Source organism: Arenibacter flavimaris (assembly GCF_030291335.1).
Lineage (GTDB): Bacteria > Bacteroidota > Bacteroidia > Flavobacteriales > Flavobacteriaceae > Arenibacter.
The window spans coordinates 1-22,707 of record NZ_JASWIM010000044.1 but is presented as its reverse complement, the minus strand read 5'-3'; the positions used below and the strand labels follow the sequence as shown (position 1 = coordinate 22,707).

Annotated in this window: 31 protein-coding genes; 23 read left to right on the top strand and 8 right to left on the bottom strand. The window is 36.4% G+C overall.

From position 1 onward, the window contains the following. Positions 1-50: 50 nt before the first annotated feature. The 5 genes from QSE00_RS22495 to QSE00_RS22475 all read left to right on the top strand — a co-directional run bounded on the left by QSE00_RS22495 (position 51) and on the right by QSE00_RS22475 (position 4,583). Entirely contained in the window at positions 51-341 is a 291-nt protein-coding gene (locus QSE00_RS22495) for a helix-turn-helix transcriptional regulator (RefSeq protein WP_286107601.1), read from the top strand. A gap of 269 nt (positions 342-610) precedes the next feature. Further along, the gene (mbpA, locus tag QSE00_RS22490) at positions 611-907 is read left to right on the top strand and encodes a mobilization protein MbpA (protein WP_286107600.1); all 297 of its coding nucleotides are present in this window, start codon (positions 611-613) and stop codon (positions 905-907) included. A 5-nt stretch (positions 908-912) separates the two neighbouring features. Then, entirely contained in the window at positions 913-1,773 is an 861-nt protein-coding gene (locus QSE00_RS22485) for a relaxase/mobilization nuclease domain-containing protein (RefSeq protein WP_353477492.1), read from the top strand. 4 nt (positions 1,774-1,777) lie between these two features. Then, positions 1,778-2,245, top strand: coding sequence for a DUF6730 family protein (locus QSE00_RS22480; RefSeq protein ID WP_286107598.1), 468 nt, complete (start codon positions 1,778-1,780; stop codon positions 2,243-2,245). Positions 2,246-2,705: 460 nt separating this feature from the next. After that, positions 2,706-4,583: an SIR2 family NAD-dependent protein deacylase gene (locus QSE00_RS22475; RefSeq protein WP_286107597.1), complete on the top strand. Its 1,878-nt coding sequence runs from the start codon at positions 2,706-2,708 to the stop codon at positions 4,581-4,583. A 377-nt stretch (positions 4,584-4,960) separates the two neighbouring features. Here the strand turns inward: QSE00_RS22475 and QSE00_RS22470 are convergent, their stop codons facing one another. The 3 genes from QSE00_RS22470 to QSE00_RS22460 are packed head-to-tail and all read right to left on the bottom strand — an operon-like array spanning position 4,961 to position 6,001. Continuing rightward, on the bottom strand, positions 4,961-5,272 hold the full coding sequence (locus tag QSE00_RS22470; protein ID WP_286107596.1) for a hypothetical protein: 312 nt from the start codon (positions 5,270-5,272) through the stop codon (positions 4,961-4,963). A 15-nt stretch (positions 5,273-5,287) separates the two neighbouring features. After that, on the bottom strand, positions 5,288-5,632 hold the full coding sequence (locus tag QSE00_RS22465) for a hypothetical protein (RefSeq protein WP_286107595.1): 345 nt from the start codon (positions 5,630-5,632) through the stop codon (positions 5,288-5,290). 9 nt (positions 5,633-5,641) lie between these two features. Further along, the gene (locus QSE00_RS22460; protein WP_286107594.1) at positions 5,642-6,001 is read right to left on the bottom strand and encodes a hypothetical protein; all 360 of its coding nucleotides are present in this window, start codon (positions 5,999-6,001) and stop codon (positions 5,642-5,644) included. A gap of 235 nt (positions 6,002-6,236) precedes the next feature. On the opposite strand from QSE00_RS22460, the gene QSE00_RS22455 reads away from it, so the two are divergent. The 16 genes from QSE00_RS22455 (at position 6,237) to QSE00_RS22380 (ending at position 16,646) form a co-directional block, all read left to right on the top strand. Next, positions 6,237-6,650 carry a helix-turn-helix domain-containing protein gene (locus tag QSE00_RS22455; RefSeq protein WP_286107593.1) on the top strand — a complete coding sequence of 138 codons (414 nt, stop codon included), beginning with the start codon at positions 6,237-6,239 and terminating at the stop codon, positions 6,648-6,650. A gap of 157 nt (positions 6,651-6,807) precedes the next feature. Beyond that, positions 6,808-7,017, top strand: coding sequence for a helix-turn-helix domain-containing protein (locus QSE00_RS22450; RefSeq protein ID WP_286107592.1), 210 nt, complete (start codon positions 6,808-6,810; stop codon positions 7,015-7,017). Positions 7,018-7,630: 613 nt separating this feature from the next. Continuing rightward, positions 7,631-7,918 carry a helix-turn-helix domain-containing protein gene (locus tag QSE00_RS22445; protein WP_093978909.1) on the top strand — a complete coding sequence of 96 codons (288 nt, stop codon included), beginning with the start codon at positions 7,631-7,633 and terminating at the stop codon, positions 7,916-7,918. A 9-nt stretch (positions 7,919-7,927) separates the two neighbouring features. Continuing rightward, a complete protein-coding gene (locus QSE00_RS22440) occupies positions 7,928-9,181 on the top strand; it encodes a type II toxin-antitoxin system HipA family toxin (RefSeq protein ID WP_286107591.1) in 1,254 nt (417 codons plus the stop codon). A 360-nt stretch (positions 9,182-9,541) separates the two neighbouring features. Then, positions 9,542-10,609: a helix-turn-helix domain-containing protein gene (locus QSE00_RS22435; protein WP_286107590.1), complete on the top strand. Its 1,068-nt coding sequence runs from the start codon at positions 9,542-9,544 to the stop codon at positions 10,607-10,609. Positions 10,610-10,689: 80 nt separating this feature from the next. Then, positions 10,690-11,040 (top strand): hypothetical protein, encoded by a 351-nt coding sequence (locus QSE00_RS22430; RefSeq protein ID WP_286107589.1) that lies wholly within the window; start codon positions 10,690-10,692, stop codon positions 11,038-11,040. A 10-nt stretch (positions 11,041-11,050) separates the two neighbouring features. Then, positions 11,051-11,404 carry an SPW repeat domain-containing protein gene (locus QSE00_RS22425; RefSeq protein WP_286107588.1) on the top strand — a complete coding sequence of 118 codons (354 nt, stop codon included), beginning with the start codon at positions 11,051-11,053 and terminating at the stop codon, positions 11,402-11,404. 22 nt (positions 11,405-11,426) lie between these two features. Further along, complete coding sequence (locus QSE00_RS22420; protein ID WP_286107587.1) at positions 11,427-11,900, top strand: YHS domain-containing (seleno)protein; 474 nt, start codon at positions 11,427-11,429, stop codon at positions 11,898-11,900. Between the two features lie 11 nt (positions 11,901-11,911). Then, positions 11,912-12,451, top strand: coding sequence for a carboxymuconolactone decarboxylase family protein (locus QSE00_RS22415; RefSeq protein WP_286107586.1), 540 nt, complete (start codon positions 11,912-11,914; stop codon positions 12,449-12,451). A gap of 77 nt (positions 12,452-12,528) precedes the next feature. After that, on the top strand, positions 12,529-12,957 hold the full coding sequence (locus QSE00_RS22410) for a hypothetical protein (protein WP_286107585.1): 429 nt from the start codon (positions 12,529-12,531) through the stop codon (positions 12,955-12,957). Between the two features lie 107 nt (positions 12,958-13,064). Next, positions 13,065-13,541, top strand: coding sequence for a GNAT family N-acetyltransferase (locus QSE00_RS22405; RefSeq protein ID WP_286107584.1), 477 nt, complete (start codon positions 13,065-13,067; stop codon positions 13,539-13,541). A 275-nt stretch (positions 13,542-13,816) separates the two neighbouring features. Continuing rightward, positions 13,817-14,059 carry a hypothetical protein gene (locus tag QSE00_RS22400; RefSeq protein WP_085496332.1) on the top strand — a complete coding sequence of 81 codons (243 nt, stop codon included), beginning with the start codon at positions 13,817-13,819 and terminating at the stop codon, positions 14,057-14,059. After that, on the top strand, positions 14,052-14,348 hold the full coding sequence (locus QSE00_RS22395) for a type II toxin-antitoxin system RelE/ParE family toxin (protein WP_085496334.1): 297 nt from the start codon (positions 14,052-14,054) through the stop codon (positions 14,346-14,348). Before QSE00_RS22400 ends, QSE00_RS22395 begins: the two co-directional genes overlap by 8 nt. 647 nt (positions 14,349-14,995) lie before the next feature. Continuing rightward, positions 14,996-15,235 (top strand): phage integrase SAM-like domain-containing protein, encoded by a 240-nt coding sequence (locus tag QSE00_RS22390; protein WP_286107583.1) that lies wholly within the window; start codon positions 14,996-14,998, stop codon positions 15,233-15,235. 247 nt (positions 15,236-15,482) lie between these two features. Then, positions 15,483-16,127, top strand: coding sequence for a DUF4377 domain-containing protein (locus QSE00_RS22385; protein WP_286107582.1), 645 nt, complete (start codon positions 15,483-15,485; stop codon positions 16,125-16,127). A 153-nt stretch (positions 16,128-16,280) separates the two neighbouring features. After that, complete coding sequence (locus QSE00_RS22380; protein ID WP_286107581.1) at positions 16,281-16,646, top strand: VOC family protein; 366 nt, start codon at positions 16,281-16,283, stop codon at positions 16,644-16,646. 389 nt (positions 16,647-17,035) lie between these two features. Here QSE00_RS22380 and QSE00_RS22375 read toward each other — a convergent pair whose 3' ends face one another. From QSE00_RS22375 to QSE00_RS22355, 5 genes are all read right to left on the bottom strand, one after another. Continuing rightward, a complete protein-coding gene (locus QSE00_RS22375; RefSeq protein ID WP_286107580.1) occupies positions 17,036-17,677 on the bottom strand; it encodes an adenylate/guanylate cyclase domain-containing protein in 642 nt (213 codons plus the stop codon). A 438-nt stretch (positions 17,678-18,115) separates the two neighbouring features. Next, positions 18,116-18,274, bottom strand: coding sequence for a hypothetical protein (locus tag QSE00_RS22370; RefSeq protein WP_181422872.1), 159 nt, complete (start codon positions 18,272-18,274; stop codon positions 18,116-18,118). 91 nt (positions 18,275-18,365) lie between these two features. Continuing rightward, positions 18,366-19,397 (bottom strand): S1C family serine protease, encoded by a 1,032-nt coding sequence (locus QSE00_RS22365; RefSeq protein ID WP_286107579.1) that lies wholly within the window; start codon positions 19,395-19,397, stop codon positions 18,366-18,368. Positions 19,398-19,418: 21 nt separating this feature from the next. Further along, a complete protein-coding gene (locus QSE00_RS22360) occupies positions 19,419-20,114 on the bottom strand; it encodes an outer membrane beta-barrel protein (RefSeq protein WP_286107578.1) in 696 nt (231 codons plus the stop codon). A 55-nt stretch (positions 20,115-20,169) separates the two neighbouring features. After that, on the bottom strand, positions 20,170-20,541 hold the full coding sequence (locus QSE00_RS22355; protein WP_286107577.1) for a hypothetical protein: 372 nt from the start codon (positions 20,539-20,541) through the stop codon (positions 20,170-20,172). Between the two features lie 143 nt (positions 20,542-20,684). Here QSE00_RS22355 and QSE00_RS22350 point away from each other — a divergent pair, with 143 nt between their 5' ends. Together QSE00_RS22350 and QSE00_RS22345 are read left to right on the top strand one after the other, a co-directional pair. Beyond that, positions 20,685-21,791 (top strand): sensor histidine kinase, encoded by a 1,107-nt coding sequence (locus tag QSE00_RS22350; RefSeq protein ID WP_286107576.1) that lies wholly within the window; start codon positions 20,685-20,687, stop codon positions 21,789-21,791. Next, positions 21,788-22,513 carry a LytR/AlgR family response regulator transcription factor gene (locus QSE00_RS22345; RefSeq protein WP_286107574.1) on the top strand — a complete coding sequence of 242 codons (726 nt, stop codon included), beginning with the start codon at positions 21,788-21,790 and terminating at the stop codon, positions 22,511-22,513. Before QSE00_RS22350 ends, QSE00_RS22345 begins: the two co-directional genes overlap by 4 nt. The last annotated feature ends 194 nt before the right edge of the window (positions 22,514-22,707 follow it).

Below are 22,707 nucleotides of genomic sequence, written 5' to 3'. Positions count from 1 at the left end.
ACATTTGTAACACAGTTAGACCGCATTGCGGCTATTTTAAAGCGAGAATTATGGAAATAGAAAATGACATGGTAGATCTCTTAAGGGATATTAAGGGACTTCTTTCGCATCAAAAGAAAGTGATGAACGTAGATGATCTTGTTGCCTACACAGGACTCTCCAAAAGCAAGATCTACAAACTGACCCAGTTACGATTAATCCCCATGGGAGGTAACAAACACATCCGCCAGAAATTTTTTGATAAGGATATTATAGATGCTTGGTTATTAGGCGAACCTAATTTATCAGATGACTTTTTGGATCGGGAATTCAATAAGCAATTGCCACGAAAAAAGAAGTAGTATTTCTATAATTACAAGCTAATTAGTAATAGTACTAACAAGTAAAAAGTATCTGGATAGGTAGAAAATGATGAAACGGAATTTAGACGTAAAAAATCCGATTGAGTGAGAATTCAAGATGTGTCATTGTCATGACAAATCTTGCTTTTGCTCCCGATGGGTCGCAAAAGAATAGGAACCAATAACTTGATTTTCGATATGAGATTACAGATGGAGTTTCAATGGGTATTTTATAAAGGGTTAGAGGGTAAGGATTCAGAAATGCAAAAATGAAGAACGAGTTTGTACAGTTTAGATGTTCTATTTATGAGAAGAAATTGCTAAGGGTCAAGGCCGATAGGAGTGGACTTTCCATAAGTGAATATTGTCGTCGTGCGGCTTTTGATGATCGGATAATAGAACGTTTGACCCAAGAACAAATAGAGATGTACAAGATGCTGTCGAAGTATGAAACAAATTTTAAGCTTATCGGAAATATGTTTCGAAAACGCAATCCTAAATTAGCGAATGAAGTGGTGGAATTGGCCAGTGAGATACGTGGACATCTTTTATCTTTTAGGAAATGATAGGCATGGGAAAATCCATATCGCATACCGGAGCATCCATGGGTTATGGTTGGAACGGGGAAAAGGAGGCAGAAGTCGTCTACCGCGAACATTTATCGGGAGACAATCCTAAGGAAATCACTCAAGAGTTCAAGGTCATCCAGCAGCAGAACCATCTTTGCCAAAAGAATACCTTGAGTTTTGTACTCAGCCCAACGATTGAAGACGGGCAGGGAGTGACGAACAAAGACCTCAATGAAATCGTTGATAGGTTCCTTAAGGAAATGAAACTACAGGAACGCCAGGCCATCGGCTTTGTGCATAGGGATAAAGAACACACCCATGTCCACGTATATGTAAACCGTATCGATTTCAATGGGAATGCCTATAAGGATAGTTTTATAGGAAAGAGGAGCCAGCAAGCAGCGGAAAGGGTGGCCAAGCAAATGGGTCTGACCACAGTAAAAGAAGTGCAGCAGGAAAAACTGAACCAGATTCAACAAGTAAGAGGAGAAATAAAACAGATACACGATAAGGTTATGGAAAAGGACAAGCCAAATAATTTTGACAGGTACATCAGCGATATGGCCAAAAAAGGTGTGGAGGTTATTCCCAGTATCAATAAGCAAAACCAACTCCAAGGTTTCCGATTTGAATATAAGGGGCATAATTTAAAGGGGAGCGAAGTACATCGCTCCATGTCGATGGGAAACATAGCGGGAAATATGGAATGGGATAAAAATGTAGCCCAAAAGATGGCTAGGGAAAATACTGTAAAACTACTGGGCAAGCCTGTTGGGCTATCACCTAACCTGGCGGCAACTATTGCAAGAAAGGTGGTAACTATTGCGATTAAGAAATCAATTGGACTGGGAATGGAAATATAATATCATGGCAAAACTGGACGAAATTATGGAAGTGCTTACCCAAGAAATATCCGGGTTTAACAACTCTATTGGTAAACTGGAAGAACTATCCACAAAATTTGATGACCTAAAAATAACAGCGGACACCTCTCATTTGGAGTTTCAACTAAAAGATTTTTTTAGGCTGCAAAAGATCAACTTGGAATTTTATAATAAGCGGATGGATAATGTCTTGGAAAATATAGAAAAATCTAGATGGACCCCAAAATGGGAGATGTTGATGCTATACATCTTCATTTGCATAAACACTATGGCATTTGGCTATATGGGCTATTATTTTATCAACTATGAACAGGAAAAAAAGGCTGAGGTTTTTAAAGTAAAAAAGGAAAGCTTGGGTAGGGCAAGGGGCTATTTTGAGGACCATCCGATCATCTATAAGGATTTTGAAAAATGGGCCCAAAAGCAGGACAGTGTTCCAAATCGGGAGTAGGGTTGCGCCCTATTGGATTTCTTCTTTACGCTTATCTTCCCGAACGCTAAAGAAATCCAATAGGATCCATGCGCAAAGTTTTTTGGTAAGATTTGGGAAAAATGTTTAAGCTATAAATACAGCATAGCCTAATGAAGCCGATTTGAAATCGTTCTTGAATGAGGAAAAATACTAGGTGCATCTAGTAATTTTGGTAAGAAAAGTCGGCAAAATGTCTTACTTTGTGGACAGTATTTTAAAATAGGTAAGATGTTCCATGTGAATTCCCGTGAAAGGGAAGAAATTTGCAAATTCCCTATCCAACTCCAAGAGAACAAGTATCCAATGTCTAATATATAGAAATTGAATGCCCTGAATTAGAAGCTAAAAAATAAAAACACAAAAACTAATTTGTTATTGACCGAATACCGCACCGTTTTGATCAACGAGTTGGTAACGGGGAAAGTATAAGTGATTTACTATGGGTAAGGAGAGGATATTTGAACTTATTCGAAAAGAAGAAGTAGTCTTGTTTGTAGGGGCGGGCATGTCTATGTATGCCGGTTATCCTTCAGGTGCAGTACTCTCTAAAATTTTTTATAACAACCTTTCCAAGGATCAAAAAAGTGATATAGAGTTTACGGCTGATTTACCTAGACTAGCCAATGATATTTACTATTTAAATGGAGGTAATAAAAATTACCTATTTCAAATACTGAAAAGAGAGTTTCAAAGAGACCCAATTTCTACTGAAACACATAAATTGTTGGCAAAAATCCCTCATTTTAAAACCATCATAACAACCAATTACGATACGCTTATTGAGTCCTTCAATAAAAATGTCGAGGTTATACGAAGAAGTAAAGATTATCCGCTTGCAAATTCCAAAAAACAACTTCTGTTTAAAATTCATGGGGATCTTAGTGATCCGGAAAGAATCATTTTGACAAACTCTGATTACAACAACTATTTCTCTTCTGCACAGGAGGATACGGTTTTTTGGAATGCGGTAAAAGATAAATTGGCTTCAAACCATGTGCTTTTTATTGGATATTCTATGGAGGATTCAAATATTCAGGTCATGCTCGACAAAATAGTAAAACAATTGGGCGAAAACCGAAAGGAGATGTTTTTTATTGCTCCAAGAGTATCGGCACCAAAGCAAAAGTATTTGCAACGGAACAACATTACCGTTTTAAGGGGTACTGGTGAAGAGTTTATTAAAGAATGTTTTGAGGATTTAAAACTAAATTATTTTCCAAATCTTGACAAAGGACATGGCACTGCTGACACAGCTTTAAATTTTGCTAATTCCAATCTATTCCATCTGGAAATAAGCAAAAAGAACAAATCCGTAATAATAAATAATGTAAAATCCCTCGACGGGGATAATTCATATAAAATTAATTTTAAAATACATCTTCCAAATGAAAAAAGAGATAATGTTTTAAACTCGCTTCATGGAAAAGATTTTAATGATATTTTATTGGAAGGAGATGCATTGGGGGAATTCAACTATATTGTAAAAGACTTCAGGATAAAAAATTATGACGATATAAAAAACCTCCTAATAAAAAAATTACCATCTTACAGTGGTTTAGTAGATATAGTTTTTGATGATGGTTTTGAAGTAGATAATTATAAAATAGAATTGTATAGAGCTGATCCAAGTGATTTTGAACATCATCTTAAAATAGTAGTGAAAGGTTTTGAAATTATTATCAAATTTAAGACAAGTGGCGACTATACTCAACTTGATATCAATATAGCCCCTGAAAAAAACATTAAATCTTGTAACCAGGGTATATTATTTTACGAAATTCTAACTAGAATAGTTGCTGAAAAAAAATTCAAAGCTTTTGAAAACAATAAGTTGATCTACACCTATTTGTTTGACAAAAAGTTTGAAGAAGACGCTTTAAGTGCAAAACAATTAAAAGAGTATTTTTTAAAACTTAAAAAAATAGAAAAACATTTTGATGTAAGGTTTTCAAAAATTGATCTTAGAGAGCCTAAGGAAAATTTCGTTGAAACTATCATTGCTTATATTGATAAGATTCAGTTAAAAAGACAATTTAATGAGTTTAAGTTTAAAATTGTAAATAAAGACAAACTAGATTATTTAACCAAAAATAATGGAGAAGGCAAATTATTGGTTATGAGTGGAAAATATCCGCCCATTGACTTACATGGTTTGCAATTCGATATAGGTTATCTACATAAAATGCTTAAAGATGGTTATATCGCAAATATTGAAGAATTGAAAGCCAATAAAACAACAGAAATAAAGGTTAAAAGCAGAACCAACACTGTTTATCATCAATTTACAGATGGAGAAAGTATCATTTCACAAGGATAATCTATGGGCCTTACTACTAAAAACACATATGAAACTTCTTAGTGATTAAATTTCAAGAAGCTGATAAGCTTTTGTTTGACCAGATCGAAGCGGAATTGATGGAAGATGAAACTTTCCCCCACAACTCTTATAAATATTGAAAAATTTTCGGCAAATAAAAATTAGCTCCTGCAAGTTTAGATAAGCAGGTGCGCCCTATTCGATATTTGCTTTACGCTTATTTATCGGAACACTACAAAAACCGGACAGGATCCATGCGAAAAGTTTTTGGATTTGGGGATTAAAGTTTTGAGCAACATTCATATGAACTTGCCGACAATTCTCGTTTCACTAATTTTTTCAAATAAAACAATTCACTATTATGCGAGCATGGGAGCTTAGTCTTTCTGAACAAAAAGGCCGTAGGCCTCATCCAGAAATTCTCCCTCATCAAAAGGCAAAAGTTGATTTGCCAATTCCAGCGTTTTCCGGATATCTAGTCCTGGATCGTTAAAATCGCCTTCCACATAGCTGGCCAAAATGCAAACGTTTATCAAGGACTCTATGGTGCTGAACAGATCCGTATAGCCATCAAACTGGAGGAAAGCAGGTTTAAATTTATCTTTATGTATATCAGAATTGTTCAAGGTGGTCAATTTGTATTTTGCTGATTCCTTCAACATTTTTAATTGTTTCTTTTTTATTCCCATGGTTGTATTTTACAATTATGTTAAACCCTCTCTTAGTTTCTCTTCCCTATAATAAAGGTTAAGGTCGTCCAAAAGTGCCTCCTCCCCTTGCGGTAATAACCTATTGGCAATTGTAAGTACCTGACGGATATATTCCTTTTCATATCTGTCATTGATGTTATCGTACAATTCCGGGTCGATTGTCTTCATGGCTAAGTAAAGCATAGCACGCACTGTCAATAATAAATCTACGTGGTTATCTACATAGAAGAGACTGACCTCAAACTTGTTTTTAAAGAAGGAGTGCGGCTTTAATGTAGGGTGGTGATCCAGAGCCTGATGCTTTAAGCTATTGATCAGTTTTTCTTCGTTCGGGTTCATAGTTCATATTTATTCAGATGATTTTGTTTTGGCATTGTCCAAACCGTTCAGCTTTTCTGTTACGTAGTCCATAAAATCCATTTGACTGTGTGGCAGTATATTTAGGACCAATTCCAGCACCCTGCAAACGCTGTCATGTTTGATTACATTTTGATTGTTCGGGGACAATAGCATTCCGTTCCCGTCCAGAGCAAATACACATACTTCCAGAAGGCTCGCTATGTTCAAAAGCAGATCACTGTTGTCCTTAACCTCTATGGATACCCTTGGATTTCCTACGGGATTACCTGAATCCTGTTTTAATAACACCATTAGATTTTGATGCCGTTTATGAATGTCTTTCAGGGTTTTTCTTTTTTTCTTTTTCATAGGCTTATTTTAAGGTAGGCATGTGGTTTCCTAATTCTTCGAATAATTCTAAAATGTGTAATCGTCTAGTTACATAATTTTCATTTACTTTTCATAAAGTAACTCTGGAATTATATTGTACCGAACCAATAGAGATTGTATATTACCAATTGAATTTGGTATTTTACCAATGACATTTGGGGATTTTCCACTATCTTTAATAATCGAAAAATATAATAAGTAGTATACTTGACTCATGAGCACAGCAACAAAACCAAGCCATATAGGAAGGAAGATTAGCCGTATTAGGGAATTACGAGGATTGAAGCAAGAAGCCCTTGCCATGGAACTGGGCATAAGCCAACAAAGCGTTTCTTTAATGGAGCAAAGTGAAACTATTGAAGAAGACAAACTGGAGCATGTAGCCAAAGTTCTGGGAGTAACAAGAGAAGCTATTGAAAATTTTTCTGAAGAATTGGCCATTAATTATTTTAATACTTTTAACGAAACTGTGTCAAGTAGTAATTTTGGACATAATAATACCTGTACCTTTAATCCACTTGATAAATTGGTAGAGGCCTATGAGGAGAATAAAAAGCTCTACGAACGTTTGTTGGATGCTGAAAAGGAAAAGATTTCTTATTTGGAGAAGCTATTGAGCAAAAAATAATTTGTTTTTAACGGAGACTTTTGAATTTTAAAACCATAAGTGATTTTACATTAGACGAATCGCTTATGGTTTTCTTGTTTTGTATTGGAAGTAATTTCAATGATTCTGAATGAGGTTTGCCGGAATATCCAAAGAAACTGATGAGTATGGGTAATAATTGAGCTTATACCTAGCTACAAAGTCAAATAATAAGGCGGAGGTTGCCAGAAAAACTGGGTTGAGTAAATCTCGCTTGAGTCAATTAAGTTCTAATGAAACTACTAAACTTCGGGCGGATGAGCTCTTTTTGATTGCCTTGGCAATAGATATTGATCCTTGCGAATTATTGAAGGAAGTATTTAAAGGACTTAAACTACCTAAAGAGTAAAGACTGCTGGCATAGATTTTAATTGTTTTAACCAATTAGAAGTATGTGGTATCCGAGTTTTATAGATTTACGAGATACTTTGTATATTCAACATACAACATATGTAGGCGTATTAATAGTAGTTTAAAAATAGTTGAACTTCGGTACTTCTGGTACTGAAATTCAATGGGATTTAAACTGTTTTCTCTTGCTGGCAATCATTGTTTCCAAAAGTTATCTTGGTGAAAATAATTTACATGCCAATAGCTTTGGGTTATAGCGTTTTATTTCATGAGGGTTGCTTCAATTCATATATAAGTATGGTAAGTATAAAATACTGATAATCAAACTAGTTTATAGAAAATTACATGCTAGGCTAATTTTGGTACAGCACGCTAGGCTAATTTTAGTACTTGATTTACCCTGACTTTGTTACAAATAATATTGAAATTTACCCTGACTATGTTACAAAAAATTGAAAAAGATTACTATTTCACTCTTAGAAATAATCGTGGAAATTTTCCTTTTAGATCGCTTTAAAAGATGATTACTTATTTTTTTTGAAAATAAATTTAGATTAAAATGAGTATTAATATCCCCATAATTGTTATATTTGGGGAAAATATTACCCATTATGAAAAATAAGAAAGCGGTCCTTTTTCCAAAATACCAGAGGATAATGGGGCAATTAGGAGAGAATATAAAGCTTGCCCGTAAACGAAGAAAGCTTACCACTATTCAAGTATCTGAACGAGCTGGTATAGATAGAAAGACTTTGTATCAGATAGAGAAGGGAAATTCAAAGGTAGCGATTGGTTCATATTTTAATGTTCTGATTGCACTAGGTTTGCAAGATGATTTCTTGAAGTTGGCAACAGATGACGAATTCGGAAGAAAACTACAGGACTTAGATTTATTATAACAGGGAAGAATGGCACAAGGTAAATTTGAAATATACGTTTATGCACATTGGCAAGGAATGCCAGAAGCTAAGATCATAGGTGTTTTGGCAGCACATCATGCTAAAGGAAAGAAAGCATTCAGTTTTGAATATGATAAGGGTTGGATAAAATCAGAACAACAACTATTGTTAGATCCCGATATCCAGTTTTATTCGGGTCCACAATACCCAAATAAGAAGGAAAACTTTGGTGTCTTTTTAGATAGCATGCCAGACACCTGGGGAAGAACCTTGATGAAAAGACGGGCAGCCCAACTAGCTAATGAGAAAGATCAAAAGGCTCCGACTTTGTATGAGATCGATTACTTGTTAGGTGTATATGATGAAAGCCGGATGGGGGCTTTACGTTTTAAAACAGAACGTGACGGACCATTTATGGATAATAATGAAGAGAATCCTACCCCCCCTTGGTCGTCTGTAAGAGAACTTCAAGAAGCTGCCAAGCACTTCGAGAATGACACCGATAATGAAGAAGTAAAAAGATGGTTGGCAATTCTTATGGCACCTGGGTCTTCTTTGGGAGGTGCCAGACCCAAAGCCAATATTTTGGATGAATATGGAAATCTTTGGATAGCAAAATTTCCTTCAAAGAATGATACTATAGATAAAGGGGCATGGGAATTTTTAGCATATCGCTTGGCAATAAATTGTGGAATTGAAATGGCACCCTCTAGAATTGAAAATATTACTGGTAACTATCATACCTTTTTTACACAACGCTTTGATAGGATAAGGAAAGAGCGTATCCATTTTTCCTTTGCAATGACCATGACCGGCAATAATGAGGATACTATCCGTGATAGCTCAGCAAGTTATCTGGACATTGCCGAATTCATTCAAACAAATGGGGTAAACATTGATAGAAACCTACAACAATTATGGCGTAGGATTGTTTTTAATATCGCGGTTTCCAATACGGATGATCATTTGCGAAACCATGGTTTTATCCTAACCTCAAAAGGTTGGAAACTTTCCCCTGCCTATGACATAAATCCGTCTATAGATAAAGATGGATTGGCACTTAATATTGATATGGATAACAATGCTTTGGATTTGGAGCTGGCAAAAAGTGTAGGAGAGTATTTTCGTTTGGACGATAAAAAAATGGATACTATTATTGAAGAAGTGATGGCCTCGGTTAGTCAATGGAAAAAGATTGCCAATGAAATCGGAATTCCACGGGCGGAGCAAGAATTAATGGCAGCGGCATTTATGGATGGCTAGCTCTTCTACATGTTAAGTGTGTCGATAAAACTCAAAAAATTCGACATATTCAGCATATCTGTCGTTGGTATAGACATCTCGCCATATTACATACATGCCCAAAAGTGTCCCATGAAAGCTCAATTAACAAAACTATAAAAAAAGACCAGAAATTGGACATGCCCGTCCAAGATTTTCCGCTCTGTGAAAAGTGTCACGTGAATCGGCCGTTTTATAGGGCTTTCTAAATTGTACCTTAAATTTAAGGTAATCTGTCCGACCAGTTTATACAAAAAAGAATGAATTATGGGAACATTCATCCCATTTACATTGTAAACTTTTTTTAAAACGCACGACCAATCTTAAACTCAAATCCAAAAAATGGTTGAAAAATTCAATCCAGAGATCAACAAGGTGTATTTTATAAATCAATATACCCTGCTTCAGATACTTTCCGGTTCGGGAAGTATCCAGGTAGATTTTAAAAATTATATTGATTGGGAGGATAAAGTCATCTATCTCGAAAAAGGCCAGTACATAAAGTTTGTCTCCGATGATTTTTACGTGAGAAGAATCGAATTCCCCAATGAGGAAGTTTTCCGTAACAAAGAGGTGCGCGTGCTTTTTAAACATCTTGTGTCACTGGGTTATATCAATTTCAACGATTGCGCCGATTGCAAAAAATACTTGTCCAATACGGCCTTTTCGGAAGACACTTCTGCGATTATCGATGTTTCCTCGAAACAGTGGTACTGGCAAAATCCGTTCAATGCGGAGAGGAGCGAGTACCAAGTGATATTCGATATCAAAGAGGTCGTCGACTTACATTATGCCCACAACCTGACGAACGAGGAACTTGTTGGGTTGATAAACGAAAATGGATCCCAGGCACAAGCATTGCTCAAGGATAAAATAGGCCTTTCGGTAAAATCACTTTTAAGCGAAAAGCGGCTGTTAGAAAGCAAAAGGGGAATTGCCTTTACCGATAGGAGCATTCAGGAAATTTCATACGACATGGGATACAAGGATCCCGCTTATTTCAACAGGGTCTTTAAAAACACTACTGGCCAAACTCCAGCCGAGTTCCGAAAAGAATTTGACTATTCCAACCGTGATACATTTACACAGGATATTCTTGAACTCCTTCGCGATCACCATGAGGAACAAAGATCCCTTGCCTTCTATGCCGATAAGATGAACCTATCGGTCAAGGCAATCTCCAAAAAGACAAGGGACAAAATGAACGCTTCGCTCGGGCAGCTTATCCGTCTTGAATTGGTAAATACCGCCAAGGCCATGTTGGGGGACGATGCCAGCATACAGGATATAGCCTTTAAATTGGGTTTTGAAGAACCCAACCACTTCTCACATTTCTTTAAGCACCACACAGGGATTTCCCCATCCGACTTCAAAAATCAAAAAGTACAATTTCTAGCTCCTTTTTCGTAGGCCAATACGGCCGGTTCGTTCTGAAATTTGCAATGTAATTACAAATCAATTTTTTGTTTAATCATTAAAAATTTAAAAGAATGGATATTAAGGAAAAAGTACTTGAAATGGACAGCATTGTGGCCCAAGGGGCCATTGTAGAAGCTGTAAAGAAGTTCTTTGCGCCAGGGGCCAAGACTTCGGACTACAACAAGGTAACTACCGCCAACAAGGCACAGATGGTAGAGAAAATGGAAGGTTTTGCAGATGCCATAGCAAAAGTGAACGGCATACAGCACCACCATACCATAGTGGACGGTAATGTATCCGCTTCCGAATTCACGTTCGATTTTACGATGAAGGACAACAGTGCAATCTATTGGCACGAGATCATTCGCCGTATCTGGAGCGACAAAGGCGAAGTGGTACAAGAGGAATATTTTAACGCTTAAAATAATAGCGATGAAATTGCGATTTATCACACCAACATTGCATGGAGTGGCCGATTATACCGCGGGGTTGGGATTGATTCTGGTCCCAAATCTATTGGACTTGGGTACTACAATGGACCTTGCCTATTGGCTCTCCATTTGTACGGGTTTTGCGGTATTGATAGCGAGTGCGTTCACCAATTACAGACTGGGCTTATTTCGTACCATTCCCTTTCAAGGGCATTTGGCCCTGGACCTGGCGGTAGCGGTGACTTTCATGATTGCGCCCTTCGCCTTCGGTTTTACAGGAACAGATGCTGTTTATTATTGGTTCAATGCAACGGTGGTCTTTTTGGTGGTTTCCTTAAGTGAGACTAAACAATAATTAATTTTTAAAATCTAAAACAATGAAAAATTTAAGAAACATTTCAATTTTAATGCTGGCGTTATTTACGGCCACGATAACGTTTGCCCAGGACAAAAGAGCGAACAACATTGACAACAGCAATATTGCATTGCAGGGCTATAGTCCCGTATCCTATCTAGATCTAGGGATTGCCCAAAGAGGTGTAAAGGAATATAAATCGGAACACGATAAGATCATCTATTATTTCACCTCTGCCGAGCAAAAAGCCGAATTCGACAAAAACCCGGCTAAATATTTGCCTGCATACGGCGGTTTCTGCGCCTTTGGGGTGTACGCGGGAGCAAAGTTCAGGCCAGATCCCAACAAGTTTATTGTTAAGGATGGGAAGTACTTATTATTCCTCTACAACCTGGAGCTGGATGCACAGCAATTATGGCTGGCCGAAAAGAACCATAATAAACTAGTGTCCACGGCAGATGCAAACTGGAACAAATTAAAAAGTACGTATAATTAAATTGATGTATTATGAGAGAGATTGTAGTTCCCACGAGGGACAGAGTAGATGAAAAGGCCCAAAAGATCTTTGACGGTCTAAATGCCAAATTAGGAAAGGTCCCCAATATTTATGCGGTGACGGGCTATTCTTCGGAAGCCCTTGAAGACCATATGGAGCAGACCAATAAGGTTGGAAAAGGAAGTTTTTTGATGAAGGAGAAGGAGGCCATCCGGTTGGCCGTTTCCGAGGCCAACGGGTGTAGCTACTGTGTTGCAGCCCATACGGCAATAGCCAAAATGAACGGCTTTTCAGATGAGGATGCACTATCGTTTCGCAACTTGAGCAGCTCGCACCCCAAGCTGTTTGCACTTACTGCCCTGGCCGCCAATATTGTGGAAAGCAAAGGAAAGCCCTCCCAAAGCAACCTGGACAATTTCTTTGATCAGGGCTTTGGTGAAAAGGAGTTGGTGGATCTTGTAGCGGTCATTTTGGATGTGACCTTTACCAACTACATCCGTGGGATTACGAAGGTTCCGATAGATTTTCCCGAAGTCCCAAGTCTTAATTGACCAAGGCACCCTGTCCCTTCCTTGTTGGGGCAGGGTTTTTTAATTCAAGGAATATTAAACGGGAAAATCCAAACAAAATGAACACTAAAATTGTACTAACGTCTTGTGCCTTATTCTTAGGGTTGCTGGGCATTTTATTAACTTTCCTGCCAATGGAAATAGTTATGTACCTGCACCTTGGCAGAGATCGGATAACTGTATTGCTGCTTCAAATGATCGGTGCCCAATACCTAGGTTTCGGTATGCTGAACTGGATGATGAAAAATAGCCGTATCGGAGGAATTTATAACAAGCCATTAATACTAGGCAATCTTACCCACTTTTTGGTCAGTACCTTAACACTGCTAAAAATACTTCCAGTTATTGAAGCACATTTTAAGGGTCTATTGGTTATTACGATGGCATATGGCTTTTATTCGATATTTTTTGTTTACGTATTTGTCAAAAGTCCGGTTAAGGAAGAACAAAAAAATAGTAAGACAAGTCGTAGTATTCCTGAAAGTTAAAAGAAACGAAAATCTTAATCCAGATTAAGGATGGAAAAAGCGTTTTTATTCGGAAATCTGAAGGGATTTATAACGACTAAAGTGTTAACTTATACAGTTTTTAAGAAATGAATATTGAATTCAAACGACTCACCGAGGTCGAAAGGTCCGAAATCATTGTGTTGATGAACAATCAGTTGGTGAGACGACAAATGCCTTTGTTGAAGGGCGACTTTAATGCAAGCCTTTGTGACAAGTTTATTGCCGACAAAGAATTGTTATGGACTGAACACGGTTATGGCCCGTGGGCGTTTATTGTAAATGGCCTGTTTGCCGGCTGGGGCGGATTACAGCCAGAGAACGGAGAAGCTGACCTGGCATTGGTATTGCACCCGGATTATTGGGGTTTGGGCAAAATCTTATACAAACAGATAATAAGCAAGGCCTTTGACGAGATGGGATTGGAGTCGGTCACGGTGTTGTTCCCTCCTACCAGAACAAGGATCAAGGGCCTATTGCGCCTGGGATTCAAGAAAGTTAGCAAATTGGAGGTTGGGAATGAACACTTTATCAAGTATCGATTGGAAAAACCTTTAGGGAACTAAGATATGTCTGAAAGTAAGAAATAAATCTGTTTTTCATGGACGTAATAAAACATAGTAGTATGATTCTAATATAAATTGTCCAGCTTTTTGTTTTAAGTCTAGTATCATAAAACCAACGATTTATAGCACAAATATTTTATCTCTATCTTCATAAAGCAAATTTGAAAGTTCAAATACAAGGATAGGCAAGGACACATACCCGGTAAAAAAAAAAGTTCGTCTTTGAATTAATTCATAATTGTACGGTTTTTGTAACTTTACCATAAAATGATAATATGGGCACAGCAGAATTGAACAATACTAAAAAGGAGCTTGTTGGATGGATCCAATCTTTAACCGATGATTCTATTTTAAGTCTGCTTAGTTCCGTTAAATTATCCAGTGAGGGCAAATCCATCGACTGGTGGGAAGAACTTACAGAAAGTGATAGGGTTAATATTCTAAGTGGTATCAGGGATTATCAACAAGGTGAAACTATGAAATCCAATGAATTCTGGAACGGTTTGACCAATGGATAAACCTTACAGGGTAGAATGGACAAAAAGGTCTCTGATAAACGCCATTGCCATTAAAAATTACCTGATACAAAAGTTCACTGTCAAGGAGGTCGTTAAATTTGAAAGATTGCTTCGGCAATTTGAATTAACGGTATCTAATTTCCCTACATTATATCCTGAATCAAAAAGTCAAAAACTTTTAAGGCGAGCGGTCATTCACAAAAACACAACTGTTTATTACATTTTCAATAAAGGCAAAGTGACGGTTGTAGCTATGAAGGATAATAGGAAAGAGAAGGCCGATAGATAACCATGGTTAAAGATAAGACACTAGTGTCATGATTTTTAATAGCTTAATAGTTAGGGTAGTTCTTGATTTCTTTTCCTGGTTCTGTAAAAAGAACTTTATTTAGGATCATTTTTTAATTTGAGCATTACTATTGGTGGGTATCTTTGCTAAAAATGAAGACACCTAGCTAATCTTGGAGTTTTCTATATTTGATGATATCTGATTTTCTTTGTAATTTTAACTCGTAAATAACACATAATCAATACGTTCTTGAGCTATTTATAAATCGAGTGTCCTTAAAGGGATTTGATTTTGATAAGTACATGCAAAATACTGATAATCAATTATTTGTAACAAGTAGTTGTATTCTGTCATCCCGACGAACCACTTTTCAAGTGGTGGCAAAACACTGTTAATCAATTGATTTTCAGTGTTTTTTTTGCTTTTGTCAATTTTATTTGATATCAAATGAGATCAAATGTGCACACCTTATTCGGTGGGCAAATCGGTGTGCAACTGTTCACTGGAATTGTAGTAAATTGAAAGAACTTTAGGGTAAGATTTAACTTTCGTCTTTACAAATTATTGTTTAACCAAAGTTTTTACAAATGAGAACAAGTCAGACTACTTATCCAAGAAGATAAGATAATTCCTCCAATGCCATAAAAATGCGTTTCCTTGGGGAAGACAAGGTTAGCAGGACCTTGATGGACCAAATCGAATACTACAACGGGAACATGGTCCATACCCTCAAGTTCGGCACCATGAAAAACTATGATACCACTGAAAGATATTCAAAGCGATTTTTAAAGAATAAGTTCAAACAAGAGGATATCCAACTTAAGAAGCTCAACTATTGTTTTATATTGAATCTGTACGGTGTAAATCCTATTATGGGGTATACGTGACCCGGACATTAATGGGAAATATGTGGGGATCCAGGAAATGGGTAACGCAATTTGGAGGGTATTTTACTGATACGGTTTCTTAGATAAAAGTACTTAAGAAATAAAGAACAGGCTTAGAGACTAATTTAATGTAAAGGCCAAGCATAAACTTGGGTAGACTATGTGCTTTAACGAACATTATACTACAACGCAACTAATTCGAAGTTTATACATCTATGGTTTATTGATAACATTAATTTTAAAAGAAATGAGTAGACTACATTTATTTATCGCCTTTATTGTTTTTTGCTTATTTTTTACCAGTTGTCTCAAAGACCAAGAGAATGATAAAGAAAAAATTGTGGAAATAACCATCTACCCTGAGACTGGATATGGGGCAAGTATAATGAGTGATATTTGGACTCAACCTTTAATTTTTTCTGACAATGATGACAATCAAAAACAAATGCTGGTTGATATAATTTTTGAAGGTCTCGATATTGACTATGAAAGGGGATATAAATATACCTTAAGTGCTAAAAAAGTGTGGATGCATGAGCCGCTACAAGACGTCTCTTCGATTAAGTATGTTTATATTGAACTTCTCTCCAAAGAGAAAGTTATTACTGAAAATAGTGAAGAGAACATTGAACTTTTTGTATCCCCTGAAACTGTCAAATTTACACCTAAATATCCTGCCGAATTTGAAGATGATCAATCTCCAAAGATTTATAATGCTTTACATACAAAGAAGACTGGGTCAGATAATTGGATGACTCTCCCCGCCATTGAAGGGTTCAACTTTGAAGAAGGTTATGAGTATGTGTTAAATGTTAAAAAAATTACACAAGTTGACCCATACTTAATTAGGTTTGTATTGTTGGAAATAAAATCGAAAACACTTAGGAACTAAGGAAAACCAATGCATAACATTTTATAGAACCGAAAAGGGTTTTAGTGGAATGCCAAGGTCTTCCCCACTTCAATTTTAGTGTACCTTGTAAACAACGTTCTCCGCAATACTTTTCGGGTAATATTGCCAGCGTTGTAAACCTAAAAAAAAATAATGAAAATATCAGGGAAATCTATCAGGACTTTTATTGGTTCCAAAAACTATAATGTTTCTAGAAATTTTTATTCCGATCTAGGTTTTAAAGAAATAGTTACATCGGAAAAAATGTCTTATTTCCATATTGGAGAATTCGGATTTTATTTACAAGATGCTTATGTGAAGGATTGGATTGATAACTCAATGATTTTCTTTGAAGTTGAAAATTTAGAAAGTACTTTGAAATACATACGGAATTTAAAGTTGACTGAAAAATATAAGGATGTGCGCTTATCTGAAATAGTATATAACGAATGGGGAAACGAGTTTTTCCTTCACGATCCTTGTGGAATATTATGGCATTTTGGAAAATTTAAAAAATAACAGAATTAATAACTGCTTACAATCAGAGTAACCTCAGCACAACCCTTTAATTTCCCAAAATATTAATATCATAAGCGGCCTTTTAAGACCGTTTTGTGTTTTAAGCCACATGGTGCCTCCCATTATATAATGCCAAGAAAGAAGCATAAACCTTGGGTAGTGATCTGTCCTTGCCTTGGTGTGACTATACTTCATAGAGATACCAATACCCTGCAAAATAGGATTGGAGCCACTAAGCACATATAGCCGTATATTTGAATAAAAAGATTTATTAAATTAGGCCTAAATGGGGAATATAAACTCTGGTTGCTATATGAAACCATTAGTGATAACTACATCATATTGTTTTAGTCTGATCTTTGGCAATTTATTTGATTAAAAAAAGCAGATTACGAAACCAAATCGCCTATTTTTTGAACCCCAAATAGCGTAAGTGTCTCGTTTTTACCTTTTAAGTAAGCATCCAGGTATACCTGACTATCATATTGTTTTTTACTGTTGATTACATTCCATATAGTTTCAGAAACCAGCAATTGTTGTTGATATTGATTACAAAGTGATTGTATTCTTGCTGTTGTATTAATCACATCGCCATGATATGCCAGTTCTTTTTTTATTGTTCCTATTTCTGCAAATATGACTTTTCCGCCATGGACGCTAGCCTTAAATTCAGGATGAAACCCATACTTTTCTTGGAAATAGTCTTTTTTGCCAGATAATTGTTCTATGAACTTGAAAAAGACTTTTATACAATTATCGTACAGCAATCCACTTTTGAAGGTCCATACTAGTACTGCTTCGTCGCCTACATATTGATAAATGCTAGCGCTGTGTTTAGATACAACTTCGTTAAGTTCAATAAAGGCATCTTGAATAAACTGACTGTATTTGTAATTGCCTAAGTTTTCGGCAATGGTTGTCGATGATTTTAAGTCCAAAAACATAAATATACGTTCTACTTGTAGAGGTTTTTTATAGATACCCAAAAGCATCTTCATAAAAATTCCTTTCCCAAACTTTTCGTTGGCCATTTGTATCATTAAAAATACAATGAGCGCAAACAAAAAGTAAACAATGAAAGTTCTGAAAAATTTATTTTGGAACCACCACCATCGTTCACTGGAAAAAGGCTCATTGCCATCATTTAAAATAAGTTTCCTAGCTACGGTGAGTAGCGCAACAAGGATAACAAAATAGGACGAGGACTTGATGAGGAGCTGTAACCAAAGTACCAACCTATTAAGGACTGTTTTTTGAAAAGCAATTTCAATTAATGCAAAAAATATGCCTAAAAAAACACCTATATATATAGCGTTTAATAGAAGATTTTTAAAGGTGATGTGATTGTTTACTTCTAACTCAAGGTTGTCGATGCCATAGAATTTAATGAATATATAAAACACAAAAGCCAATGTCCAAAATAGTAGGGATTCAAATATATAGGAAAGGTATTTCATTCGAGACATCAGCTAGATTAAATTTTCATGCATATCATTCAAAGCTTCAATTACGGTATTACCATACCCTTTTGTTATTTCAAATTCATCATTGTCCACTAAAGAAACACTGTATGATTCGCTTGATCGGTAGATTTTTAAAAATTTTAATTGGTTTGTATTTAATTCCATGATTTGTATGATTTAAGTTATTGAATGTTTTAGTTTCAGAATATATATAGTAAGAGTCCAATAGGTGATTCAAGGTTCTAAATCAAAGCTCCTAGCTTTTAAAGTTGATTGTGAGCTCTTCTACCTTACCACCTCTCAGTACTTTTAGCACGAATTCTTTCTTTTTGTAGAAATCCGATTTATTGACCATTGCATTATCAACATTTTCAAAAGCCTCTTTGGTCAATGGAAATCCATTTACCGATAGTATAATATCCCCTCCTAAAATTAAATGCTCATCTTCTATGGTAATAGTTTCAAATCCACCTTTGATTCCGGCAAAATAAGCAGGTGAAAAGCGAACTACAGATTCAACCAGCAAGCCGCCATTAATAGGAACATTTAACATCCATGCCAATTCTTTATCCAGAATAAAACCATTAATACCGTTCCATCTTCTATTGCCGTCAACAACCAATTTTTTGGCTAAGTTTGAAGTAGCCGCAAAACCCAAGCCTTGAAAGCCTCCAGATTCGGAAATGATGTAGCTTGAAATTCCGATGACCTCTCCTTGCAAGTTAAACATCGGGCCACCCGAATTACCCTGATTTATCGATGCATCTGTTTGAAAGTATTCATTGATTACAAACCCAGAGGTCCTCGTTTTTTGCTTTTGTCTGCCACTAATATAGCCTGAGGAAAGGGACTGCTCCAAACCATATGGGGCGCCTAAGATAATAATCTGTTCTCCAACCGAGACCTTGTCCGAGTCACCTATCTCTGCCACTTTATAGTCTTTGGGCATCCACGATAATTTCAACAATGCAATGTCCGCTACGGGTGCCGATCTAATAACTTTAGCAGGGATTTCTTCCCCATTTCTAAATTTAACGGTGACTTTTTCAGCATCATTGACGACGTGGGCGGCCGTTAATACTTCTCCATCCTCGGAAATAAGAACCCCTGAACCGATACCTTCATCAACAATCATTTGATGGCTTTCTTCAAATAATCTGGATTCGGTAAGAATGGTAACAACAGATGTATTTACTTGTTTGTAAAGGGATGCTATGTCCTGGGCATTGGCGATACCTACTGTAAAGGAGAATACCGCAAGAAAGATGGGCATTTTTAAAGTATTCATTAACTTCATTTTATTGTTAATTTAAAATTTATAGGCTAGTGACAGTCCTAAATTGAATGTGATGATTTTGGGCATGTAATCTAAAGTGGTGCGCAGATTGTCAATTGTGGTGTCAACATCGGGGATTGTAACAAAACCACCACTGAAAGTAAAAGTGGGCATTAGACAAAAGTAGTTTCCTATGTCACGTTTAAGTCCAATACCCAATTCGTAGCCTAAACCGAAACCGGTCTCACTAGAGCGAATTACTTCAGTATTGGCATTTTCATTCGTAACCGCTATTGTAAACGGTGGATTGGAAACCAGTATAGGTCCTAATCCGATTCGGGGATAGATACTGAATTTTCTTCCAATATTTATTTTGTATTCAATCCCGGCAAGAAGGGAATAGGTTTTCCAATCATCGGAACTACCTACAATTTTTGCTTCTACCTTTGTTGTTTTCGATTCTTCTACCAATGCATAGATATCGGTGTCAAAATTCTGATAACGAAAGGTTAATGTAAAATTCAGCTTTTCGCTTAAGGCAGCTCCCCCATAAACATCCAACTTGTTTCCGCTTTCTGCGAAACCCGAATTGGAATTGGCAATATCATCGGCCGCAAAATCTCCCAATGGAAAACTTTTTCCATAAGAAACACCAAAATAATAGTTGCTTTCTTGGGCGACAATGGTTGTGGCTATGGAAAAAGCGATTACAAAAATATATTTTTTCATGTTAAGATTAGTTTTGAATACTTGATAAATTGAAACTGAAAACTGGAACGGGGTTTTAAGATTTAGCTCTGTTCCATTCCAGCTCTGTGGATATGAATCTTGTAGTTACCTCAAGAAGAAGGTTGTCACCTTCCACCAGACATTCTACATCCAACAGCTTTCCTCTTTTTTTGGAATAAATCTTGCCCACCCATTTACCATTTGTATACTCCAAGCTGAGTACTTCTATTTTCGTGTTTCGCTCTCCCTTCGAATTTATTGGGTTGCCTAGGTATACATTACCTTCTTTATAAATTTCTACTTTTGTTTCATCTGCTGTAATCCAAACAGCAACTATTTCATTTTGTTGATCTTGCTTATCTTGTGCAAAGAAGTTGGTGGATAGGACAAAAAAGGCAATTGTGATTAATTGATTCATATTTTTCATGATTATATATTTTGATTACGGGGCGAAACTATTTTGACCGCCCAGCAGTAGCAAAAAAAATTTACCAAACGCCTGTATTAATGAACCAAATGGTTGTTGAGGACAACAAGGCCTTTTAATTATAAAAACGAACAATTCGTGCCATGAAATCATCATTTCATTCATTTGATTATGAAAAATTAGAAGATGATACTAATATTGTCACTATGAGCAGTGCATTGTCTAAAACAGAGCGATTTTTTAAAGTAGGCCCCTACATCCTATGGTTTGGGATACATATCGCCATCAGTTTGGTACTTGCGTATCAAAGAAGTCTTGCAGATACTATATACTATTTGGTTACCTATGTATTTTTTGGCTCCTTGATAATTTGGCTTTTTGGATATAAACTCTTTCCCGAATACCTGGCAAGGGAAGGGAACATCAATCGCAGATTGGGATGGTTGATTACTACCAATATCATTCTTTTTGGCATCGGGATCTATGCGCATACCATCATGGCGGAAATATTGGGGTTAAACCAGATCAGTGACCAATATGCCCCTAAATCGGTTCGAATATCCTTGTGGCTTTTAATGGTGTTATTAGGAATAATTTTCGTGGCCAGTATTCGAGTAGCACATGTTTATTATCTTAATGCAGTTCAAGAAGTTGAACATAAAGCGGAAAGAGCCGAGGCCGAACTGAGATTGTTAAAAAGTCAAATAAGCCCTCATTTTCTGTTCAATACATTGAATAATATCTATGGGCTTGCATATCTGGGAGATGAAAGAGCTGCTGAAATGATTTCAAAACTATCCAAGCTGTTGCGTTATTTACTGTATGACTGTGATCGGCCTAAAGTACTTTTGAATAAGGAAAAGGAACTTATAGAGCACTATTTGAGCATACAATTACTTAAGCATGAAGATTCCCGTAATGTCGATTTCTATCATGCAGGAATTAGGGATAACAATAAAATTGCGCCTATGATCCTAATCAATTTTATCGAAAACTGTTTTAAACACTCCGATTTGGAAACCAATCCCAGAGGTTGGATCAAGATTGGATTGGAAGTGGAAAAAAACGAACTTAGTTTTAGAACAGAAAATACCTTTAAAGAGGAAGTCAAGGAAGTTGCAAGAGAGCATATGGGAATAGGGCTTAGAAATTCATTAAAACTTTTAGAGGCCAATTACCCAGGGAAACACCAAGTTGATATCACCAAGGAAAATAATGTGTATCAACTAGACCTAAAGATTACTTTATGAAAATGAAATGTCTAATTGTCGATGATGAAAATATTGCCCGAAAGATCCTTTCGGATTATGTTGGTAAAGTCCCTGAGTTGGAACTGGTGGCTTCCTGTAGTTCTGCACTGCAAGCGCTCAACCATATTAAAAATGATCATATAGATGTTTTGTTTCTCGATATCCAAATGCCCGATCTTACAGGTCTTGACTTTCTAAAAATCTTACCGAACAGACCAGCTGCCATACTTACTACTGCTTATTCCGAGTATGCAGTTCAGAGTTATGAACTCGATGTTGTGGACTATTTATTAAAACCAATAGATTTTGATCGGTTTTATAAGGCGGTCACCAAAGTTATTTCCTTAAAAGATTCAAAAGTCGATTATCCCTTAACTTCATCACCAGCCCAGCCTACGGACAAACTATTTATTAAAGCTGACAGTAAAATCATCAGCGTTGCATTTAAGGACATAATCGTCATTAATGGACAGGGTCCCTATGTACAGCTAATTACCGTTCATAATCGTAAAATTATGACGTTGCAGTCAATGAGTAAATTAGAAGAACTCCTTCCTGCAAATTTTCACAGGATACATCGTTCGCACATTGTCAATATAAATCATATAGACAGTATTGATGGTAATATGGTAAGGTTAAAAGATCAAATTGCCGTAGTGAGCAAAAATAAACGGGACGAATTCCTTAAGCTGATTGATCGGAACAATTTATTGGGGGACTGATTTTGGGATTGTTCAAGAAGATAAGTGTACCATTAATAAACGTTTTAGGGCACTGGTCATCCCGACCAAACAAAGGCACTTTCAGGAGTTAGCTTAATTTTGTAGAACACATAGAATATTAACTGCCCTTAGATTTTATTTAGGGTCATTTTTTTATGCCCGATCATGATTTTTGGACAGGAGGTATGCTCTTG